Origin of the sequence: Anaerosporobacter mobilis DSM 15930 (assembly GCF_900142955.1) — a bacterium.
Taxonomy (GTDB): Bacteria; Bacillota; Clostridia; order Lachnospirales; family Lachnospiraceae; genus Anaerosporobacter; species Anaerosporobacter mobilis.
This window is the reverse complement of record NZ_FRCP01000005.1, coordinates 310,630-329,944: the sequence shown is the minus strand read 5'-3', so window position 1 is coordinate 329,944 and position 19,315 is coordinate 310,630. Positions and strand designations below refer to the sequence as shown.

Here is a 19,315-nt window from a genome sequence, read left to right as displayed (position 1 = left end):
CAAAAGAAATAACCCAAAATTGCTTAGTGAGTTGTATTAGGTAAGGGTGATTAGAGGAGCGTTACAATGGTAGAAAGATTAAAAAAGATACCTACCACGTTGCTTGAAACGTGGAACAAATTTACAAGCAAACAAAAAACGCTGATTATAAGTGTTGTACTAGCTGTGTTTTTGACGATTGTTATTCTAGTTTATATGCTTTCTCGTACATCATGGAAGGAATTGACGAGTTGTGAGAATACAAAACAAGCAAATGAAGTTGTAACTTTACTTGAAGACGAGGGAATTCCGCACCGTGAATCAGATAATGGCTTAACGATATATGTTGATGAGAAAAGATACACAGATGCTCTTTTGAAACTTGGTTCTGAAGATATTATGACAACTGGTATGACAAAGGAAGACTTGTTTAATACAAGTATTACGACAACACAAAGTGAGAGAGATTTAAAGGCTACGATTTATCTTCAAGATGATATTGCAAGAACCATCCGTTCGAATATGACAGGTGTGAAAGATGCAGTTGTATACATAGGTGATAATGCTAGTTCATATACAATTTTTGAAGATGAGAAGGAAAAACCAGCAAGCGTATTATTGACTGTTAATGATGAGTTTAGTGCAAGTTCAGCGGAAGCAATAGCGATGATGGTTGCATCTGCGATTGGAAATCAATCTACAGAAAAGATTAAAGTTACAAATCAAAATGGAGATGTCTTATATAATGGGACAAGTGATTTGTATTCTGTTGGTAATTTTAAAACGAATTTAGAATATAAAGAAAAGTTGAATGCTACAATTTCTAACTCAATATATATGATGATGTTAAAGCTTGGTTATGATGACGCTGAAATCGGATTGAATCTAAAACTTGATATGGATGTTGTAGAAGAATTGCAAAATGAATATACACCTGCGGAAGGACAAGAGCAAGGTGTTTACAAATCAAGTTACAACTATGAAACAACAGGAACAAATACTTCGGGTGGTGTTCCTGGAACAGATTCGAATGACGGAACGGATTACCTTACACAGGATTCCTCTAATTCAGACTCCGAAACTAAGACATCAACTATTGAATATCTTCCTAATGAAAGATCTACTAATACGAAGAAAGAAGTAGGTGCGATTGTTCCGGAAGAATCTTCGATTGCAATTATACTCACAAAATATGTTGTGTATAAAGAAGAAGATCTTAAAAAACAAGGTGTTCTTGGTGACATGACTTTTGATGAATATGTTAAGGCTAATAATACAAGAACTAAGTTAGAAATTGATGAAGATACAATCACTACTGTTGCGAATACTACTGGTATTTCTTCAAAATCTATAAGCGTGCAAGCTTTTGAAGTTCCAGTATTCCAAGCTACAGAAAAGGGTACATCTAGTGCAACTAATTATCTAGCAATTATTTTATTCGTATTAATTGTTGCATTATTATTGTTCGTTGTGTTCAAAGGAACTGCGCCGGTTGAAGTTACTGAACAAGAGCCGGAATTATCTGTTGAACAGTTATTAGCTACTACGAAAGAGAATCAGACTCTTGAAGATATAGAATTTAGTGAGAAATCTGAGACTAGAAAGATGATAGAGAAATTCGTCGACGAGAATCCAGAAGCGGTTGCACAATTGCTTAGAAACTGGCTCAACGATGATTGGGGGTGACCTTATATGGCAACACAGAAAAACTCTGATATTTCAGGTGTTCAAAAAGCTGCAATTTTACTAATTGCATTGGGACCAGAGAAGTCAGCTAATATATTTAAGCACTTAAAAGAAGATGAGATAGAACAACTTACGCTTGAAATTGCCAATACACGAAGCATATCGCAAACTGTGAAAGATGACGTATTAGATGAATTCTATGAAATCTGTCTTGCACAACAATATATCGCTGAAGGTGGTATTGGTTACGCTAAGGAACTTCTTGAAAAAGCGCTTGGTGCGGAGAAAGCAAGAGATGTTATTGGTAAACTTACGGCGAGTCTACAAGTACGTCCGTTTGAATTTATTCGAAAGACGGATGCAAGTCAGTTGTTGAACTTTATTCAAGACGAGCATCCTCAAACCATTGCGTTAATCTTGTCATACCTTTCTTCTTCACAATCGGCAGCAATTATATCCTCGCTTGCTCCGGATAAACAAGCAGATGTTGCTAAACGTATTGCACAGATGGATCGTACATCGCCGGATGTAATCAAAGAGGTGGAAAAAGTATTGGAAAGAAAGTTATCATCACTTGTAAATCAAGATTATACAATCGTTGGTGGTGTGGATTCTATCGTAGATATCTTGAATACTGTTGATCGTGGTACAGAAAAACATATCATGGAAACTCTTGAAATCGAAGAACCAGAACTTGCTGATGAAATTAGAAGAAAAATGTTCGTATTCGAAGATATTCTTTCTCTTGATGATAAGTCTATTCAGAGAGTTCTTAGAGAAGTTGATAATAATGAACTTGCTGTTGCGCTTAAAGGTTCTAATGAAGAAGTTCAAACAGTTATCTTTAATAACTTATCAAAACGTTTATCTGCAATGATAAAAGAGGATATGGATTTCATGGGACCTATTCGTATGAAGGATGTTGAAGAAGCACAGCAGAAAATAGTTAATATTATTCGTAAATTAGAAGACTCTGGTGAAATTATAATCTCTAGAGGCGGAGGTGACGAGATCGTTGTCTAGTAACTTAATTAAATTCAATTATGTGAATTATGATAAAGAAGAAAAAATTGTTATCGACTCTGACTCCAAACTTCCTTTTTTTAAACCGCTAGGCTTTGAGAATTTAGAAATTATCAAAACCACACAAACAGCTGAGACTGAAGGGGGCTTGGACGGTTTCGTTCCAGGTCTTCAAGCTGTGCCTATAAACCAGGTAGAACAACCTGATTTCGAGCTTATTACTAGAGAAGCGGAAGGCATTATTAATAAAGCAAATGAAGAAGCAAAACGTATTATTCAAGATGCGAAAGAAGAAGCAGAACAGATATTTGAGGAATCAAAAACTGCTGGATTCCAACAAGGTTACCAAGATGGTAAAGATGAAGTGTCTAAATTGCAAGAAGATCTAAAAAATCAGATTGGAGATAATGCAAGAGAACAACAAAGGATAATACAAAGCATTGAGCCTCAATATACCAATCTGGTAGTTAAGCTTTTAGGAAAGTTAACAGGAATTGTTTCGTCTGAACATAAATCTGTAATTTTACATCTAATTCAAAAAGCTCTTGAAGATAATGAAAATGATGAAAATTATTGTATTCGTGTATCAAGAGAAGATTATGAGTATGTAAAGAACAGAGTTGATGTGGTTAAGTCGTTATTAAAAGAAAATGCAATTGTTGAGATTGTAATAGATAACAAACTTGAGAAATCTCAATGCTTTATTGAAACAGACACAAGTGTAATTGATTGCAGTTTAGATGTTCAATTAGAAAATCTAATCACAGACCTGCGTTTTTTAGCGGGTATATAGAATAGAAGAAAGCAGGTAATCAGTTGAGTGTGATAGACTTTAATAAATACACAGAATTACTTGACAAAAAGTACGAGCGTAGGCTTGGTAAAGTTGTTAAGGTTGTTGGTCTTACAATTGAATCGATTGGTCCAAGTGCTAATCTGAATGATTTGTGTGTGATTACCTCGCAAGACAAAACGCAGAAGATTATGGCGGAAGTAGTAGGGTTTAAAGATAATAGAATTCTATTAATGCCATATGGCAATGTCGAAGGAGTAGGAATTGGAAGTATGGTAGAAAGTACCCATCAACCGTTGCAAGTTCAAGTTGGTGATGAGTTACTTGGAAAAACATTAGATGGCCTAGGAAATCCTATCGATGGGTCTGCGTTACATTCAAGTTCGTCTTACCCTGTTGTGGCAGAGCCACCTGATCCATTAAAGAGAAAGATAATTGATTCAGTTTTACCTCTCGGTGTTAAGGCGGTTGATGGATTAATTACAGTTGGTAAAGGGCAAAGAATCGGAATATTCGCAGGTAGTGGTGTTGGTAAAAGTACATTGCTTGGTATGTTTGCGAGAAACACAAAAGCGGATATTAATGTTATTGCTCTTATTGGAGAGCGTGGTAGAGAAGTACGTGAATTCATTGAACGGGACTTGGGTGAGGAAGGTATGCGAAGGTCAATAGTAGTTGTTGCAACTTCTGATAAGCCGGCATTAATTCGTAATAAAGCTGCAAAGACAGCAACCGCAATAGCGGAGTATTTTAGAGATCAAGGGAAAGATGTTCTACTTATGATGGATTCTCTTACTCGTTTTTCTATGGCTCAAAGAGAAATTGGTTTGGCGTCTGGTGAGCCTCCTGTATCTCGAGGGTATCCACCAAGTGTATATGCAGAGATGCCAAAATTACTTGAGCGGGCTGGTAATTCTGAAGTTGGATCCATTACTGGATTATATACTGTCCTAGTTGATGGTGATGATTTCAATGAACCAATCACGGATACAGCCAGAGGTATTTTAGATGGCCATATTATGCTGTCTAGAAAACTCGGACACAAGAATCATTATCCTGCAATAGATATATTACAAAGTATTTCGCGTGTTATGAGTTCTGTTGCGAAAAAGGAACATAAAACGAATGCAAGTAAATTGAAAAGTGTTCTTGCCACTTATAGTGAAGCAGAAGATTTGATTAATATTGGTGCCTACAAGAGTGGTTCTAATAAGAATATTGATTATGCAATTGAAAAAATTGAAGAAGTGAATGCGTTCCTGAGACAGGATGTTGATGAAAAATTTGATTTTGATGAAGTTGTCTCTTTATTAGAGAATATATTTGAAGAATAGGTGATAAGGTGGCCAAGTTCATATATACAATGCAAAATATACTTGATATTAAGTATAAATTAGAAGAGCAACAGAAAACAGTATTTTCTATAGCAAGACATAAATTAACCAAAGAAGAGAAGAAATTAGAAGATCTAAACATAAAAAAACAGAAATATCAACAAGAATTAAAGATGCAGATGCAATCTGTGCTAAACATTCAAGATATCAAATGGTATGAAGACGCAGTTGAAACCATGAAGTACAAGATTAAAATTCAGATGCTTATGGTAAAACGTGCAGAGAATGAATTAGAAGCTGCAAGAGTAAAACTAACCGAAATTATGGTTGATCGTAAGACTCATGAAAAGTTGAAAGAGAATGAGTTTGAAGAATTTAAGAATGAGTTAAATTCCATAGAGAGTAAGGAAATTGATGAATTAGTAAGTTTCAAATATAACAATAATACGGTAAGTAGTGAGGAAGATTAAGTATGGCGAAAAACAAAAATAGAAATGAGATGGAACTGGATAGTGAAGAAAAAGGTGGAAATCGAATTGTTACAGTACTTATAGCTGTACTTATAGTCCTAATTTGGCTTGCTATTTTTGCTTTATTAGTAAAATTCGATGTTGGAGGTTTTGGATCAGGGGTATTACGTCCAATTCTGAAAGATGTACCTATTATTAATAAGATATTACCAGATGTATCTGATGAACTATTAGCGGAAGAGAATGATTATGAATATAGCGATATTGCGAAGGCAAACGCTAAAATTAAGGAACTTGAGAGACAGCTAGAATCTACTCAAAGTTCTAATAGTACAAATGATAGTACAATTCTAGATTTACAGGCTGAAGTCGCAAGATTACAAGTGTTTGAAGATAATCAATTAGAGTACGAGAAGAAACTTAAAGAATTTAATGAAGAAGTAGTATTCGCGGAACAAGCACCAGATATCGAAGAATATAAGAAGTTTTATGAAGGAATAGATCCAGCTAATGCTGAAGAGATTTATAGACAAGTGATAGAACAACTTGCCGCAGATGAGCTAATCCAGGCGCAAGCAGATCGCTTTGCTAAGATGGATCCGAAAGTGGCTGCACAAACAATGCAAGAGATGACTGGTGATATTAAGTTAGTATGTAAAATATTGAAGGCAATGAAACCAGCGCAAAGTGCTACGATTATGGACGAGATGGACCCATTGTTTAATGCAAAAGTTGTTAAACGTCTTTCAACGCTTGACGAAAATTAAATTGGTACTAAGACTTGTATTATTGTAACTATTCAGAAATACTGCTTGCTTGACTTACTTTTTCTTAAAGATTCTGAATGGTTACAAATGATTAATAACAATATAAGTTTTAGATATAGATTATTATTATGAAAGGAGGAAAAACATGAAAGCAAATGAAGTAATATCACAGATACCAACTATTACAAGTTACCAAGCTGGTTCTAAAGTAAATACTGGAAAGAATACTGACTTTCAAGGTATTATGGATAGTAATTTACAATCAAGAGAAGAAAATAACAATAGTCAGACCGTTGAAAAAAAATCTTCTGTAGTTAGTCAGAGTAACAATAAAACGGCTAATAACGATGATAGTAAAAAGACGGTTAATGAAACAAAAAAGTCGGATTTAACAGAAACTACAAACAATGTAAGCAATGATAAAAACCCGATTGAGGACAAATTAAATCAATTGACGACAGAAGTTAAAAACATAATAATGGATAATCTTGAAATCACAGAAGAACAATTAGAAGTTATTATGTCAACCTTGGGATTAAACTATCTTCAGTTATTAGAACCTAGTAATTTAGCTCAAGTTTTCATGGAGGCAAATGGTTTAAGTGATCCTACCCAGATGTTAACTGACCAACTTTTGTCTGACCAATTTAGTCAATTAGTTGAGCAAATTGGACAAGTTAATTTGGAAGAAATAGGATTAACTACTGAAGATATAGCTTTGTATCTTGAGAACTTGAACCTTAACAATGCAGAAGAGGTTCCTGCAGAAGAAGCAATGGTAACTACAGCTGTTAGTGATGATTCAGAAGAAAATGTAGTTGATAATCAAGAAACTTTAAATCAAAAGTCGACTGTGGAGAATCAAAATATTAAGGTTGAAGTGCAAAAACACACCACTGATTCTGATGCGGATTCTTCAAGTTCTAAAAAGCAAAACCAAGATGCTTCCGTTGAACATGCAAACCTTAATACGATTCTTAATAATGTTACTAAAGTTAATACAGTAGAGAGTTTTGGTAATGAACTTGTTCAGATTCAACAGTTGAGAGATATTGCGAATCAAGTAGTGGAACAAATCAAGGTAATTATTAAACCTGACCAGACAAGTATGGAGATGAATCTAAATCCTGAAAGTTTAGGTAAAGTAAATTTAGTAGTAGCTGAAAAAAACGGGCTATTAACAGCTCAATTTACTGTTCAAAATGAAATAGCGAAAGAAGCATTGGAAAGTCAAATGCAGACGCTAAAAGAAAATTTTACGAATCAAGGTTTGAAAGTTGATGCTGTAGAAGTTTTAGTTTCAAATTCGCCTTTTTCGCAAGACAACATGTCTGAAGGAAGTAAAGAACAACAAAAATCTTCTGGTAAAAAGAAAAATATTAATTTAGCTGATCTTGATCTGCTTGACGATGATATAACAGAAGAAGATGCAATGAAGATTGATATTATGAGCCAAAATGGAAACAGTGTCGATTATAGTGCATAGAAAATTCAAAAAGGAGGTAGGGCTATGTCAGATCTAATAGGAACAATAACCGATGGTGTAATTAAAAAAACATCAACTGTAAATTCGGATTCGTCAAACAACTCTTTGGGTAAAGATGCATTCCTACAGTTACTAGTAACACAGATGAAGTACCAAGATCCATTAAATCCTTCATCTGACACTGAGTTTGTTGCGCAATTAGCAACGTTTTCACAATTGGAACAGTTACAGAATCTTGGAACAACGATGACAAATTCTCAATCATTTGGCTTAGTTGGAAAAGATGTAATTATGAAGGCGGTTGATAGTAATGGTAGTACATCGTACTATAGTGGTACGGTAGACTTTGTCACTGTTACGAATGGAAAAGCATATTTCTCAATTGGTGGTAATTTATATCCAGCTGATCAGTTAGATACGGTAATTAACAGTGATTATATGAATCAATTGCCACAGGTAGCTGATACAAAAATTACGTACAATATAGCAGATCCGAAAGATGCAGATATCAAGATAAGTCTAGGATTCGGTGAACATTCAGCTTCAAAAGCGATAGTAACAATTGATGGTAAGGAAATCAGTGAAAAGTATATTACTATTAAAGATGATAAATTAACAATTAAGAAAGAAGCTTTTGATGAATTAGAAGAAGGTACTTATAGGATTTCAATAAGCTTCAATAACTCATATGAAACAACGATTAGTAACAAGGTAACAGTAACAGTTGTCAATAAACCTGTAGAAGAAGATTCTGACGGTGGGACAACTGATGGTGATAAAAACGAGGGTGATGCAACTAAGTAACAGGTATGGGTGGAGAAGAGAAGGAACTTTTCTCTGTGTGAGGTGATAAGATATGGATATCAGAAACAGTCAATATACGTCGATTGAGCAAATGACGGGTCAGTTTCTTCAAAATCGTAAAACAACACATGAAAAACCGAAGACAGAAACAGCCCTTTCGTTTAAAGAATTATTCCAAACCAAACATCAACAAGGGCTAGAAGAAAAAACGGAAACATCTTTAAAATTCTCAAAACATGCAAATCAAAGATTAGAGAGTAGAAATATAGATTTGTCTGGTGAGGTTTTACAACGTTTGGAAGATGGTACACGTAAAGCTCAACAAAAAGGTATTAAGGAATCACTTGTTATGATAGACAACATGGCGTTCATAGTGAATGTTCCTAGTAGTACAGTAGTAACAGCGATAGACGAAAATGAAAGCAAAGTATTTACAAACATTGATGGCGCGGTTATAGCATAGAGGCCGGACCTTATAGGAGGCTTATAACTTTTGAATGACAGATAAAGTTATTGGGATAACAAATTGCGTAACGTGCTATATAATAGGAGGATATGCATTATGATGAGATCACTTTATTCTGGGGTATCAGGACTTAAAGTCCACCAGACAAAAATGGACGTTATTGGTAACAATATCGCTAACGTTAATACAATAGGTTTTAAAGCAAGTACAGTACAATTTTCAGACGTTTTCTATCAAACAACACAAAGTGCCAGTGGTGCCAATGCACTAACTGGTATGGCAGGTATGAATGCGAAGCAAATTGGTTTAGGAACTACATTGTCGTCAATCTCAGCTTCCATGTCTACACAAGGTGGAGCACAAAGAACGGATAACGCTACCGATATTATGATTACAGGAAACGCATTCTTTGTTGTTAATAATGGAAACGGAAATTATTTCACAAAGAACGGTTCCTTCACAATTGATGGTTCTGGATATCTTGCTACAGAATCAGGATATTATGTAATGGGTTGGTCACCAGATCCTGCTGATCCTAATAAGATTAAACAAGACACCGTGAATAAGATAGCAATACAAACACCAGAGAATTCTACAACACCTCCAGAGGCTACTACTGATGTTACTTTGAAAGGTAATATAGATAAAACAGATAGTAATCTTACTGGGGATGGTTATATTATTTCATCTGAATTTTATGATAATTTAGGTAATGCATATACGGCAAAAATTAAGCTGGAAAAGGATACAGCAGCTACAAAGGATGAAAATCAATACAAAATGACACTTGCAGGTATTACAGACAAAGATGGTAAAGCGGTTACGAGTGCTTTGATGACAGGTGTTACTTTTGGTGGTGATAATTACACGATAGATGCAACTGGTAAAATTACAGGTACAGGTACATCAGCAATTGTTAAATTTGATGCGAATACAGGTGCATTTATTTCAACAAGCACAGGTACGGCAGCCGCACCAATAAAGACACTTGACATGAAAATTACAGCAGCCTCCGATACAACAGGAAAAGTTACCTTGTTTGGTAAAGAAGGTGTAATTAAATACGACTTATCTTCCATCACTCAATACTCAACAACTGGAGCTTGTAGTATCTCTTCAAGCAAAGGAAGTCTTGAAAACACAGGTGCTGGAAAGAAAGTTGGTAACTTATCTGGTATTAGTATACAAACTGATGGTAAAATCTATGGTTCTTATGATAATGGGACAAGCAAATTGCTTGGACAAATAGCTGTAGCTAATTTTGCTAATCCAGCAGGTTTAGAGTCGATTGGTGGTAGTTTGTTCGCTGCAACTCAAAACTCTGGTGAGTTTGATGGTAAAGGTAAGGACGTTTCAGAAGATGGTGGTAAATTCTCAACTGGTGTACTTGAAATGTCTAATGTAGATTTGTCATCTGAGTTTACAAACATGATTACAACTCAAAGAGGTTTCCAGGCAAATTCAAGAATTATTACTACTTCGGATACGTTATTAGATGAGTTGATCAATCTTAAGAGATAATAAAATTAGCGGTATTATTTGATTAGTTATTAAACTTCATGCAAGGAATAGAATAACTACAAGTTTTAATGAACGGTAAAGATTCAAGGAAGAATCATATTTACATGATAAGTAAGTCCTGCTTCCTTACAATGTAGAAGCAGGATTTACTATATCATTGATAACATAACAAGGAGGAAGATTATGATCGAAGTTACGAGACTGAACGGAGCGAGGTTTTCTATTAATTGTGATTTAATTGAAACCGTAGAGGAAACACCAGACACAGTAATTACCTTGACTAATGGGAAGAAGTTTATTGTTTCTGAGAATATGGAACAAATTAAAAAACTAGTAATAAATTTTAAAAAACAAATTTATGGTAATGCGATTTGATTTTAGCTTTGAACAATAGAGTTTAAAAAGTATAAACTTTTGATATAGATTAAAATACATAGAATAGGCGGTGGAGCTATGGATATGGCAACTATAGGTGGATTGATACTAAGTTTTATATTAGTTATATTCGGAATTGTTTTCAATGAGGATACATTAGGCTTTGATTTTTACAAATTAGGTAGTTTTATTAACTATCCTTCTGTATTAATTACGTTTGGTGGTTCTTTTATGGCTGTTTATACAGCTTCAAAGAGTACAAAAGAGTTCTTTAATAATTTAAAGAGTTTCAAATTAGCATTAAAAACATTACCTTCCAATGAAGCAGAAACAATTACAACTATTATTGAGTTGTCTAATGTTGCTAGAAAAGAAGGGTTGCTTGCTCTTGAGGAAGCAGCTAATGGAATTGAAGATTCTTTTTTGAAAAAAGGAATTTTATTAATTGTCGATGGTACTGATCCAGAACTTGTACGAAGTATCTTGGAAACCGAATTAATTTCCATAGAAGGAAGACATAAAAAGACAATATCCTTTTGGGAAGATCTTGCAACAATGGGTCCTGCTTGGGGTATGATTGGTACCTTAATTGGTCTGATTAATATGTTAAAGCAAATGAATGATCCTGATTCGATCGGTCCTTCAATGGCAGTAGCCCTTATCACTACCTTATATGGTTCCATGCTTGCAAACTGGATTTGTACACCGATTGCAACTAAGTTAAAATCGAATAATGACACTGAAATAATGACAAAAGAAGTTATGGTAGAAGGATTGTTATCAATACAAGCTGGTGAAAATCCTCGTGTTATTGAAGAGAAATTAAAATCATTCCTTCCTCCAGTTATGAGAAGCGGTATGAGTGAAGAAAATGAAGGTGGTGAAGTAAATGGCTAGAAAAAGGCAAGATGATCCACCAAAGGGTTCTCCTGCTTGGATGAATACATTTAGTGATTTGATGAATCTATTGCTTTGTTTCTTCGTTTTACTTTTCTCAATGTCTTCAGTTGATGAAGATAAATACGATCAATTATTAGCTTCCCTTAATAGTTCCTTTAGTATCTTCAGTGGTGGAGGTTCAGCTATTGGCGAAGGGCAATTAATATCAAGTGGTGTTAGTCAGCTGAATAAATTAGATAGTTATGTTTCCGAGATGGGTTATGAAGCAGAGGAAGAAGTGGATTCAGATGAGACAGACCCTATGAAGTATCTAGAAGAGCAAAGAAAAGAATTATCTGAAGAAATGTATGATGAGATTACAGAGTTGACTGAAAAATATAAGATTGATCAAAAAGTTGATGTTAAGATTGATGGTCATAATCAGTATATTAAGTTGTCCATTGGTGGATCCGTTCTCTTTGATTCAGGTATAGCAGAGATAAAACAAGAAGCATTGCCAATACTTAATAAAATCGGAGATATATTGAATGAATATAGTGATTGTTTGATTAAAATAGAAGGTCACACGGATAATGCACCAATAACCACTAACATTAAATTTGCTGATAATATGGATCTATCAGCAGCAAGAGCGATATCAGTATGGAATTATCTGACGGACAAGAAAGGTTTGGATCCTTCTACACTAGAAGCTTCAGGGCGAAGCGAATTTGATCCAATTGCTTCTAATGATACACCGGAAGGTCGTGCAAAGAACAGACGTGTCGAGATAAAGATATACAATGAGTTGAGCAAATAGCTTATTAACTCAGTACTATACAAAAAAATAGGGAGTGACAACTTATGAAAAGAAATATATTAACCATCGTTATTTTAGCATTATCAATTGTAAATTTGGTTCTGTCTGCTGTAATTGTATTCTCAGTAGTACCTAATGTAAGTAAAACTAATAATTTAATTAATCAAGTATCAGAAATCATTAATCTAGACTTAGAAGCGCAAAATGGGAACGAAAAGATAATTACATCAGATGACTTAGACAATTATGCTTTAGAGGAAGAAATAATTATTAATTTAAAGAAAGATACAGATTCATCAAAAGAGAGATACGCTGTTGTTTCAAAAATTTCATTAACTTTATATAATGGTGTTTCTGATTATGAAAAGGTTAAAAAGAATATAGATGAATCCAAAGATGGTATCTATGATACTATAAGAAAAGGGTTTACAAGTTATACAATTGATGAGGCAAAAGCTAATGAAGATACTATAAAAGCAAACATTATTCAGATGTTAAATGATAAATATGGTGATAAAGTAGTACAAGATATTGTTTTTGGTAGCTTAATATACCAATAATATTTTATAAAAATGATACATTTGTATCAGAAAGAATCCTAATTTATTGCTTTATATTAAATGAAAAATGTGATATTATTAATTATAATTAATTTTTATGATTATTTATGTAAAAGAATGTAGAAATTTACGACAACCGTCATTTTCTATTGATTTTGTTTGCGGAATTTGAAATAATATAAAATATCACCTGGGAGGTGAGAGATAATGGGTGACGTCTTATCGCAAAATGAGATAGACAATTTGCTTGCTGCACTAAGTAGTGGTGAATTAGATGCTGATGAGATTAAAGACACAGGCGAGAAGCAAATTAAAAATTATGATTTTGCGCGGCCATCAAAATTCTCGAAGGAACATCTAAGAACGTTAGAGATTATATTTGAACATTATGGTAGGTTACTGTCTACGAATTTACCTGCATATCTTCGTAAGAATGTTCAGGTTGAAGTAATGAATTCAGAGGCAGCTGCTTATTCAGAGTTTTCGAATGCATTATCTAATCCAGTGTTGCTTGGTATTATTAATTTTGCTCCATTAGAAGGAAACGTTGTTATTGAGCTTGCGGCTAATTTAGGTTATGCAATTGTAGATCGTATGCTTGGTGGTAACGGACTGCCGCTCGAAAAATCGAGAGATTTCTCAGAGATTGAGTTAATAATAATTGAGAGAATTTTTAATATATGTACAAATTTATTAATAGAACCTTGGCAAAATGTAATTAATATTGAACCAAGACTAGAAAGAATTGAAACAAATTCTCAGTTTGCTCAGATTATTCAGCCTAGCGAAATGACCTCAATTGTTACTATGAATATCCGTATTGGTAATGTAGAAGGATTAATGAATGTGTGCTTACCATATAACTGTTTAGAACCAGTTATAGATAAGTTGAATACAAAGTATTGGTATTCAACTATGCAAGTTAAGGATGATGAAACTTATCAAGATATCATCGAGATAGCCATCGAGAAAGCTAAGATTCCAATCAAAGCGGTTCTTGGTAACAGTATGATATCGGTAAATGATTTCCTTAATATTCAAAAAGGTGATATTATTCGACTGAATACAAAGGTCGATGATGAACTAGATATTTTCGTTGGTAACATCAAAAAATTTACTGCACTTCCGGGAGCATCTTCGGATACATATGCTGTAAGATTAACATCAATTATTAGAGAGGAGTAAGAATATGGACGGTATGTTATCGCAAGAAGAAATCAATGCGTTATTAGGTAGTATTGATAACATGGATTCTTCTGCTAATGGTACGGCTTCTAGCTCATCAGATTCTTTAACAGCAGATGAGAAAGATGCAGTAGGTGAGATATCAAATATAAGCATGGGGACGGCAGCTACAACTTTGTCTACATTAGTAAACAATAAAGTAGTGATTACAACACCTGTTGTTTCTTATTCTACATGGGATAATCTATCACAAGAGTTTGGAAAGCCATGTGTGTTTATTCAGATTTCTTATAAAGAAGGTTTAGATGGTAATAACATCTTGATTCTTAAAGAATCAGATGTGAAGATAATTACAGATTTAATGATGGGAGGAGAAGGCATTAATGTAGATGGTGAACTATCAGAACTACATCTTAGTGCTATTGGTGAAGCTATGAACCAGATGATGGGTTCTGCAGCTACTTCATTGTCCTCCATGCTTGAAAAGAAAGTAGACATTAGTCCTCCAGTTGCTAGTCTTGTTGATTTAAACAGTACTATTAATGAGGCAGAGATATCAGATTTCTTAAAACAACCTTTTGTTAAGGTTGCATTTAAAATGGAGATAGGAGATTTGGTTGATAGTCAAATTATGCAATTATATCCGTTTGATTTCGCGAGAGATTTATATAGGAAATTCTCGGAGTCAGGATCTAATTCTGAAGAACAACAGGCTAGTTCAGTTGAGCAACCAGTACAACAGGAACAACAATTAAATCAACAAACTATTCCTGTACAACCAATGACGGGAGGTCAACCAATGATGGGTCAACCGATGATGGGTCAACCAATGCCTGGTTATGGAACGATTCCTATGTATCAAGGTCAGATGCCTTACACACAACCTGCAATGGGGCAAATGATGCCAATGCAAGATGTAAATGTTCAACCAGCTCAATTTCAAGCGTTTAATAATAATGCTGCCCAGTTACCAGGGCAAGAGAATATTGATTTGATTATGGATGTTCCACTTGAAGTTACAGTAGAACTAGGTAGAACAAATAAGTCAATTAAAGAAATTTTAGACTTCACACCAGGAACAATTATAGAATTAAATAAGCTTGCTGGAGAACCAATTGATGTTTTAGTTAATGGTAAGTTTGTTGCGAAGGGTGAAGTTGTAGTAATCGAAGAGTGCTTTGGTATTAGAGTGACAGAGATTGTTAAATAGAAGAGAAGTATAGATAGGAGAGGTAAAAATGGCGAAGAGAATTTTGATTTGTGACGACGCAGCTTTTATGAGAATGATGATTAAGGATATCTTAACAAAGAATGGTTATGAAATTGCTGGTGAAGCTGAAAATGGTGCAAAGGCAGTTGAAAAATATAATGAGACAAAACCAGATTTAGTTATGATGGATATTACTATGCCAGAAATGGATGGAATACAAGCACTTAAAAAAATTAAGGCAATGGATCCAGCGTCTAATGTAATTATGTGTTCGGCAATGGGACAACAAGCAATGGTAATCGAATCAATCCAAACTGGAGCAAAAGATTTTATTGTTAAGCCTTTCCAAGCTGATAGAGTTTTAGAAGCTGTTAAAAAAGCGATAGGCTAATAAGATGATTGCAAAAAATTATTTATTCCAAGGCAGTTCTACGATACGTAATATTGCAGAACTGTTTGGATTATTACTTGTATTTGTATTGATATTGGTATTAGCTTATTACACTTCAAAGTGGATAGGTAAAACTGGTGCAGGAATGACCACCAAAAACCATAACATTACAATTATAGAAACGCTAAGATTAAGTCAAACAAAATATCTTCAGATAATTAAAATAGCAAATAAATATATTGTAATTGCGGTATCTAAGGATCATGTTGAATATTTAACTGATATTGATGGAGATCAATTGAAAAGCTTTGAAGGTGTTATGGATACACCTTCTTTTAAAGAAGTGCTATCAAAGATTAAATTGGGTACAAATGTAAAATCCAAGGATTGTATAGAGAATGAAAAAGATGAGAATGATGTGTAGAGGTTAAAAGTATGAACGCTAAGATAAAACATAAAATTAGTAAAATGATTATAAATTCACTTGTTGTTTTGTTTGTAATGTCTACCATCATTCTAGTTTTTTCTGTTCCTGTAAAAGCTAGTAGTCAGACAGATTCATCAGATGTTGCGATTACTTCTAATGATGAACCATTTGGTTTTAATTTTAACCTCTCTACGAATGGAGAGGGCTCAGGTGTAGCATCAACATTACAAATAGTAATATTACTAACTGTAATTTCTATAGCGCCTTCTTTATTATTGATGGTAACTTCATTTACAAGAATTATTGTAGTATTACATTTTGTTAGATCAGCTCTGGCGACACAAACGACACCGCCAAATCAAGTACTTATTGGATTAGCATTATTTCTAACGGTATTTATAATGGGACCGGTTTTTACACAGGTTAATAATGAAGCCATTAAACCTTTATCCAAAGGTGAAATTACACAAGAAGAGGCGTTCAAAAAAGGTATGGAACCGATTCGTGGATTTATGTTTAATCAAGTTAAGAATCGTCCACAAGATATTAAATTATTTATGGATATTGCCAACTTAGGTGACGCTAATATAACGGTATATAAACTTGATGATATACCGAATTCTGTATTGATACCTGCTTTTATGATTAGTGAGTTAAGAGCCGCATTTATTATTGGATTCCTGTTATATATACCATTTATTGTTATCGATATGGTAGTTGCATCTACGCTAATGTCTATGGGTATGATGATGTTACCTCCAACAACAATTTCAATGCCATTTAAGATACTGTTATTTATCTTAGCCGATGGTTGGAACTTAATAATTGGAAACGTAGTAAAGACTTTCTATGGATAGTTAATTGTTTTTCGTTTTGGAGGCTTATATGAATATAGATGTAGTAATTGACATAGCGAGAGAGACACTTTTAGTTATTATAAAAACTTCTGCTCCGATGCTATTAGTATCATTAATTGTTGGTTTGATTATAAGTATTTTTCAAACCATTACCTCGATTCAGGAGCAGACATTAACATTTGTTCCTAAATTATTAGCTATATTTTTAGTAATAATGTTAACAGGTTCTTGGGTATTCAAAACTATTGTTGATTTTACTTATGAATTGTTTTCGAATTTCGGAACCTACATAAAATGATTAAAGATGCTGTATATAACTAGGTAGGATAATATGAATGTTGATTTAGCAGTAGAAGATATAGAAGTATTTTTATTAATATTAGTTCGAATTTCAGGTTTCGTATATACTGCACCTTTCCTTAGTCAAAATAGCGTGCCTAGGAAAGTTAAGATTGGACTTAGTGCTTTCATGGCACTTGTAATCTTTAGCTCTGTAAAAGGTATACAGCTTGAATATGTTGGTATAATTGATTATGCCATTTTAGTAACCAAAGAATTAATCACAGGTATTTTAATTGGATTTAGTGCCAATATGTGTGTCTTTGTTTTATCCTTTGCTGGGCAGATGATTGATATGGAGATCGGTTTTTCTATGGTAACACAATTTGATCCTACATCAAGGATGCAGACAACGATAACATCGAATTTTTATACGTATCTTGTTATGTTAATCATGCTTTTAAGTGATATGCATTTGCATCTTATTAAAGCTATTATGGATACGTTCAACTTAATACCAATAGGGCATACTGTTTTTAATTCTGGATTATATGATGGTGCTATAAAGTTTATCACAGATTACTTTATTATTGGTTTTCGAATTATACTTCCAGTATTTGCATCATTATTAGTAGTAAATATAGTACTAGGCATTCTAGCAAAAGTAGCGCCTCAGATGAATATGTTTGTTATTGGTATGCAGCTTAAAGTTTTTGTTGGACTTTTTGTTTTATTCTTTGTTATTGGCCTTATGCCACAAGTTGCAGATTTTATCTTTTCGGAGATGAAGTACATGATTCAAATGATAGTTAAGAATCTTATAGAATGATTTGAGGTAACGAGAAGTTGAGTTTACAAAAGAATGATTTCAATCAGAACTTAATATACAAACATAAGACACTCTTACGATATAATTTGCAGTTATTTGCAAATGATGAGGGCGGAGAAAAGACTGAAGATGCTACGCCTAAGAAACTTAAGGAGGCGAGAGACGAAGGTCAAGTAGCAAAAAGCACCGAATTAAATACTGCAGTCATGCTTTTTGCGTTATTTCTTGTTCTAAAGATTTATATTGGCTCTATTGGAAACCAATTTATTGATGTATATGAGAAGATATATGGAAGTATTACACTTGTTGTTGAAGATGATATGTCGATGAATATCATAATGTCTTTACTTGGATATGCAATAAAAACGATTATTTTAATTGCACTCCCAATATTCTTGGTTGGTGTAGTTGTGGGTTTTTTAGTTGATAAAGTGCAGATTAAATGGAAAGTTACAACAAAGCCCTTAAAGCCTAAATTAAGTAAGTTAGATCCGATAAAGGGATTTAAAAAGATGTTTTCTAAAGAAAAGTTAGTACAATTACTGTTTTCATTACTTAAGATAATATTAATTGGAGTCCTAGTTTATGATACTTTAAAAGATCAGTGGGGGTTAATTCTCAGTTTATATGATTTTTCTCTATTCCAAGCAATTGGAGTTATCGGTAGTATGGTGATTTCACTAGGTATGCAGATTAGTTCGGTATTCTTAGTCATTGGATTCGCTGATTTGTTTTATCAAAGAATGAAATTCAAAAAAGATATGAAGATGTCTAAGAAGGAAGTTAAAGATGAATGGAAAAATGCCGAAGGTGATCCTCATATCAAAGGTAAGATCAAATCCAAGATGTTAGAGGCATCAAGGCGTAGAATGATGAATGCGATACCAAATGCAGATGTTGTCATTACTAACCCAACACATTTTGCTGTGGCATTGCAGTATGATAGGGAGTCGGGCTCTGCCCCTGTTGTAGTCGCTAAAGGTGCGGATTTTATGGCTCAAAAAATAAAAGATATAGCAAGAGAAAACAAAGTTGAAATTGTTGAGAATAAACCACTTGCAAGAATGTTATATTTTAATGTCGAAATCGATCAAGAGATACCTCAGGAGCTTTATCAAATGGTGGCTGAGATATTAGCTTATGTATATAGAATAAAAAATAAAATTTAGATTAG

22 protein-coding genes are annotated in these 19,315 nt (G+C 33.8%); all 22 read left to right on the top strand.

The genetic code is table 11. The annotated features are described in order from the left end of the window. Positions 1–66 precede the first annotated feature (66 nt). The 22 genes from BUB90_RS01420 (at position 67) to flhB (ending at position 19,310) form a co-directional block, all read left to right on the top strand. Positions 67–1,665, top strand: coding sequence for a flagellar M-ring protein FliF C-terminal domain-containing protein (locus BUB90_RS01420; protein WP_073281979.1), 1,599 nt, complete (start codon positions 67–69; stop codon positions 1,663–1,665). A gap of 6 nt (positions 1,666–1,671) precedes the next feature. Further along, positions 1,672–2,688: a flagellar motor switch protein FliG gene (fliG, locus tag BUB90_RS01415; protein ID WP_073281977.1), complete on the top strand. Its 1,017-nt coding sequence runs from the start codon at positions 1,672–1,674 to the stop codon at positions 2,686–2,688. Then, positions 2,681–3,481, top strand: a complete 801-nt coding sequence (locus tag BUB90_RS01410) for a FliH/SctL family protein (protein ID WP_073281975.1) — start codon at positions 2,681–2,683, stop codon at positions 3,479–3,481. Before fliG ends, BUB90_RS01410 begins: the two co-directional genes overlap by 8 nt. A 29-nt stretch (positions 3,482–3,510) precedes the next feature. Next, on the top strand, positions 3,511–4,815 hold the full coding sequence (gene fliI, locus BUB90_RS01405; protein WP_073282550.1) for a flagellar protein export ATPase FliI: 1,305 nt from the start codon (positions 3,511–3,513) through the stop codon (positions 4,813–4,815). Between the two features lie 8 nt (positions 4,816–4,823). Continuing rightward, entirely contained in the window at positions 4,824–5,285 is a 462-nt protein-coding gene (fliJ, locus tag BUB90_RS01400; protein ID WP_073281974.1) for a flagellar export protein FliJ, read from the top strand. 2 nt (positions 5,286–5,287) lie between these two features. Next, a complete protein-coding gene (locus BUB90_RS01395) occupies positions 5,288–6,052 on the top strand; it encodes a MotE family protein (RefSeq protein WP_073281972.1) in 765 nt (254 codons plus the stop codon). A gap of 145 nt (positions 6,053–6,197) precedes the next feature. Next, positions 6,198–7,538 carry a flagellar hook-length control protein FliK gene (locus BUB90_RS01390; protein WP_073281970.1) on the top strand — a complete coding sequence of 447 codons (1,341 nt, stop codon included), beginning with the start codon at positions 6,198–6,200 and terminating at the stop codon, positions 7,536–7,538. Between the two features lie 24 nt (positions 7,539–7,562). Then, on the top strand, positions 7,563–8,342 hold the full coding sequence (locus BUB90_RS01385; RefSeq protein WP_073281968.1) for a flagellar hook capping FlgD N-terminal domain-containing protein: 780 nt from the start codon (positions 7,563–7,565) through the stop codon (positions 8,340–8,342). A 52-nt stretch (positions 8,343–8,394) separates the two neighbouring features. Then, entirely contained in the window at positions 8,395–8,805 is a 411-nt protein-coding gene (locus BUB90_RS01380) for a TIGR02530 family flagellar biosynthesis protein (protein ID WP_073281966.1), read from the top strand. 99 nt (positions 8,806–8,904) lie between these two features. Continuing rightward, positions 8,905–10,329, top strand: coding sequence for a flagellar hook protein FlgE (locus BUB90_RS01375; RefSeq protein WP_073281963.1), 1,425 nt, complete (start codon positions 8,905–8,907; stop codon positions 10,327–10,329). Positions 10,330–10,512: 183 nt separating this feature from the next. Continuing rightward, positions 10,513–10,704: a flagellar FlbD family protein gene (locus tag BUB90_RS01370; RefSeq protein ID WP_073281960.1), complete on the top strand. Its 192-nt coding sequence runs from the start codon at positions 10,513–10,515 to the stop codon at positions 10,702–10,704. Positions 10,705–10,782: 78 nt separating this feature from the next. Next, positions 10,783–11,601 (top strand): motility protein A, encoded by an 819-nt coding sequence (locus tag BUB90_RS01365; RefSeq protein WP_073281958.1) that lies wholly within the window; start codon positions 10,783–10,785, stop codon positions 11,599–11,601. Continuing rightward, positions 11,594–12,403 (top strand): OmpA/MotB family protein, encoded by an 810-nt coding sequence (locus tag BUB90_RS01360; protein WP_073281956.1) that lies wholly within the window; start codon positions 11,594–11,596, stop codon positions 12,401–12,403. Before BUB90_RS01365 ends, BUB90_RS01360 begins: the two co-directional genes overlap by 8 nt. Positions 12,404–12,447: 44 nt before the next feature. After that, on the top strand, positions 12,448–12,963 hold the full coding sequence (locus BUB90_RS01355) for a flagellar basal body-associated FliL family protein (RefSeq protein ID WP_073281954.1): 516 nt from the start codon (positions 12,448–12,450) through the stop codon (positions 12,961–12,963). 207 nt (positions 12,964–13,170) lie between these two features. After that, a complete protein-coding gene (gene fliM, locus BUB90_RS01350; RefSeq protein WP_073281952.1) occupies positions 13,171–14,148 on the top strand; it encodes a flagellar motor switch protein FliM in 978 nt (325 codons plus the stop codon). A gap of 4 nt (positions 14,149–14,152) precedes the next feature. Beyond that, entirely contained in the window at positions 14,153–15,358 is a 1,206-nt protein-coding gene (fliY, locus tag BUB90_RS01345) for a flagellar motor switch phosphatase FliY (protein WP_073281949.1), read from the top strand. 28 nt (positions 15,359–15,386) lie between these two features. Then, positions 15,387–15,749, top strand: a complete 363-nt coding sequence (locus BUB90_RS01340; protein WP_073281947.1) for a response regulator — start codon at positions 15,387–15,389, stop codon at positions 15,747–15,749. A 4-nt stretch (positions 15,750–15,753) separates the two neighbouring features. Next, positions 15,754–16,173, top strand: a complete 420-nt coding sequence (locus BUB90_RS01335) for a flagellar biosynthetic protein FliO (RefSeq protein ID WP_073281945.1) — start codon at positions 15,754–15,756, stop codon at positions 16,171–16,173. 11 nt (positions 16,174–16,184) lie between these two features. Further along, positions 16,185–17,033 (top strand): flagellar type III secretion system pore protein FliP, encoded by an 849-nt coding sequence (fliP, locus tag BUB90_RS01330; protein ID WP_073281942.1) that lies wholly within the window; start codon positions 16,185–16,187, stop codon positions 17,031–17,033. A 28-nt stretch (positions 17,034–17,061) separates the two neighbouring features. Continuing rightward, positions 17,062–17,331, top strand: a complete 270-nt coding sequence (gene fliQ, locus BUB90_RS01325) for a flagellar biosynthesis protein FliQ (RefSeq protein WP_073281940.1) — start codon at positions 17,062–17,064, stop codon at positions 17,329–17,331. Positions 17,332–17,364: 33 nt separating this feature from the next. Then, on the top strand, positions 17,365–18,141 hold the full coding sequence (fliR, locus tag BUB90_RS01320) for a flagellar biosynthetic protein FliR (protein WP_073281938.1): 777 nt from the start codon (positions 17,365–17,367) through the stop codon (positions 18,139–18,141). 17 nt (positions 18,142–18,158) lie between these two features. Further along, the gene (flhB, locus tag BUB90_RS01315; RefSeq protein ID WP_242952454.1) at positions 18,159–19,310 is read left to right on the top strand and encodes a flagellar biosynthesis protein FlhB; all 1,152 of its coding nucleotides are present in this window, start codon (positions 18,159–18,161) and stop codon (positions 19,308–19,310) included. Positions 19,311–19,315: the final 5 nt, after the last annotated feature.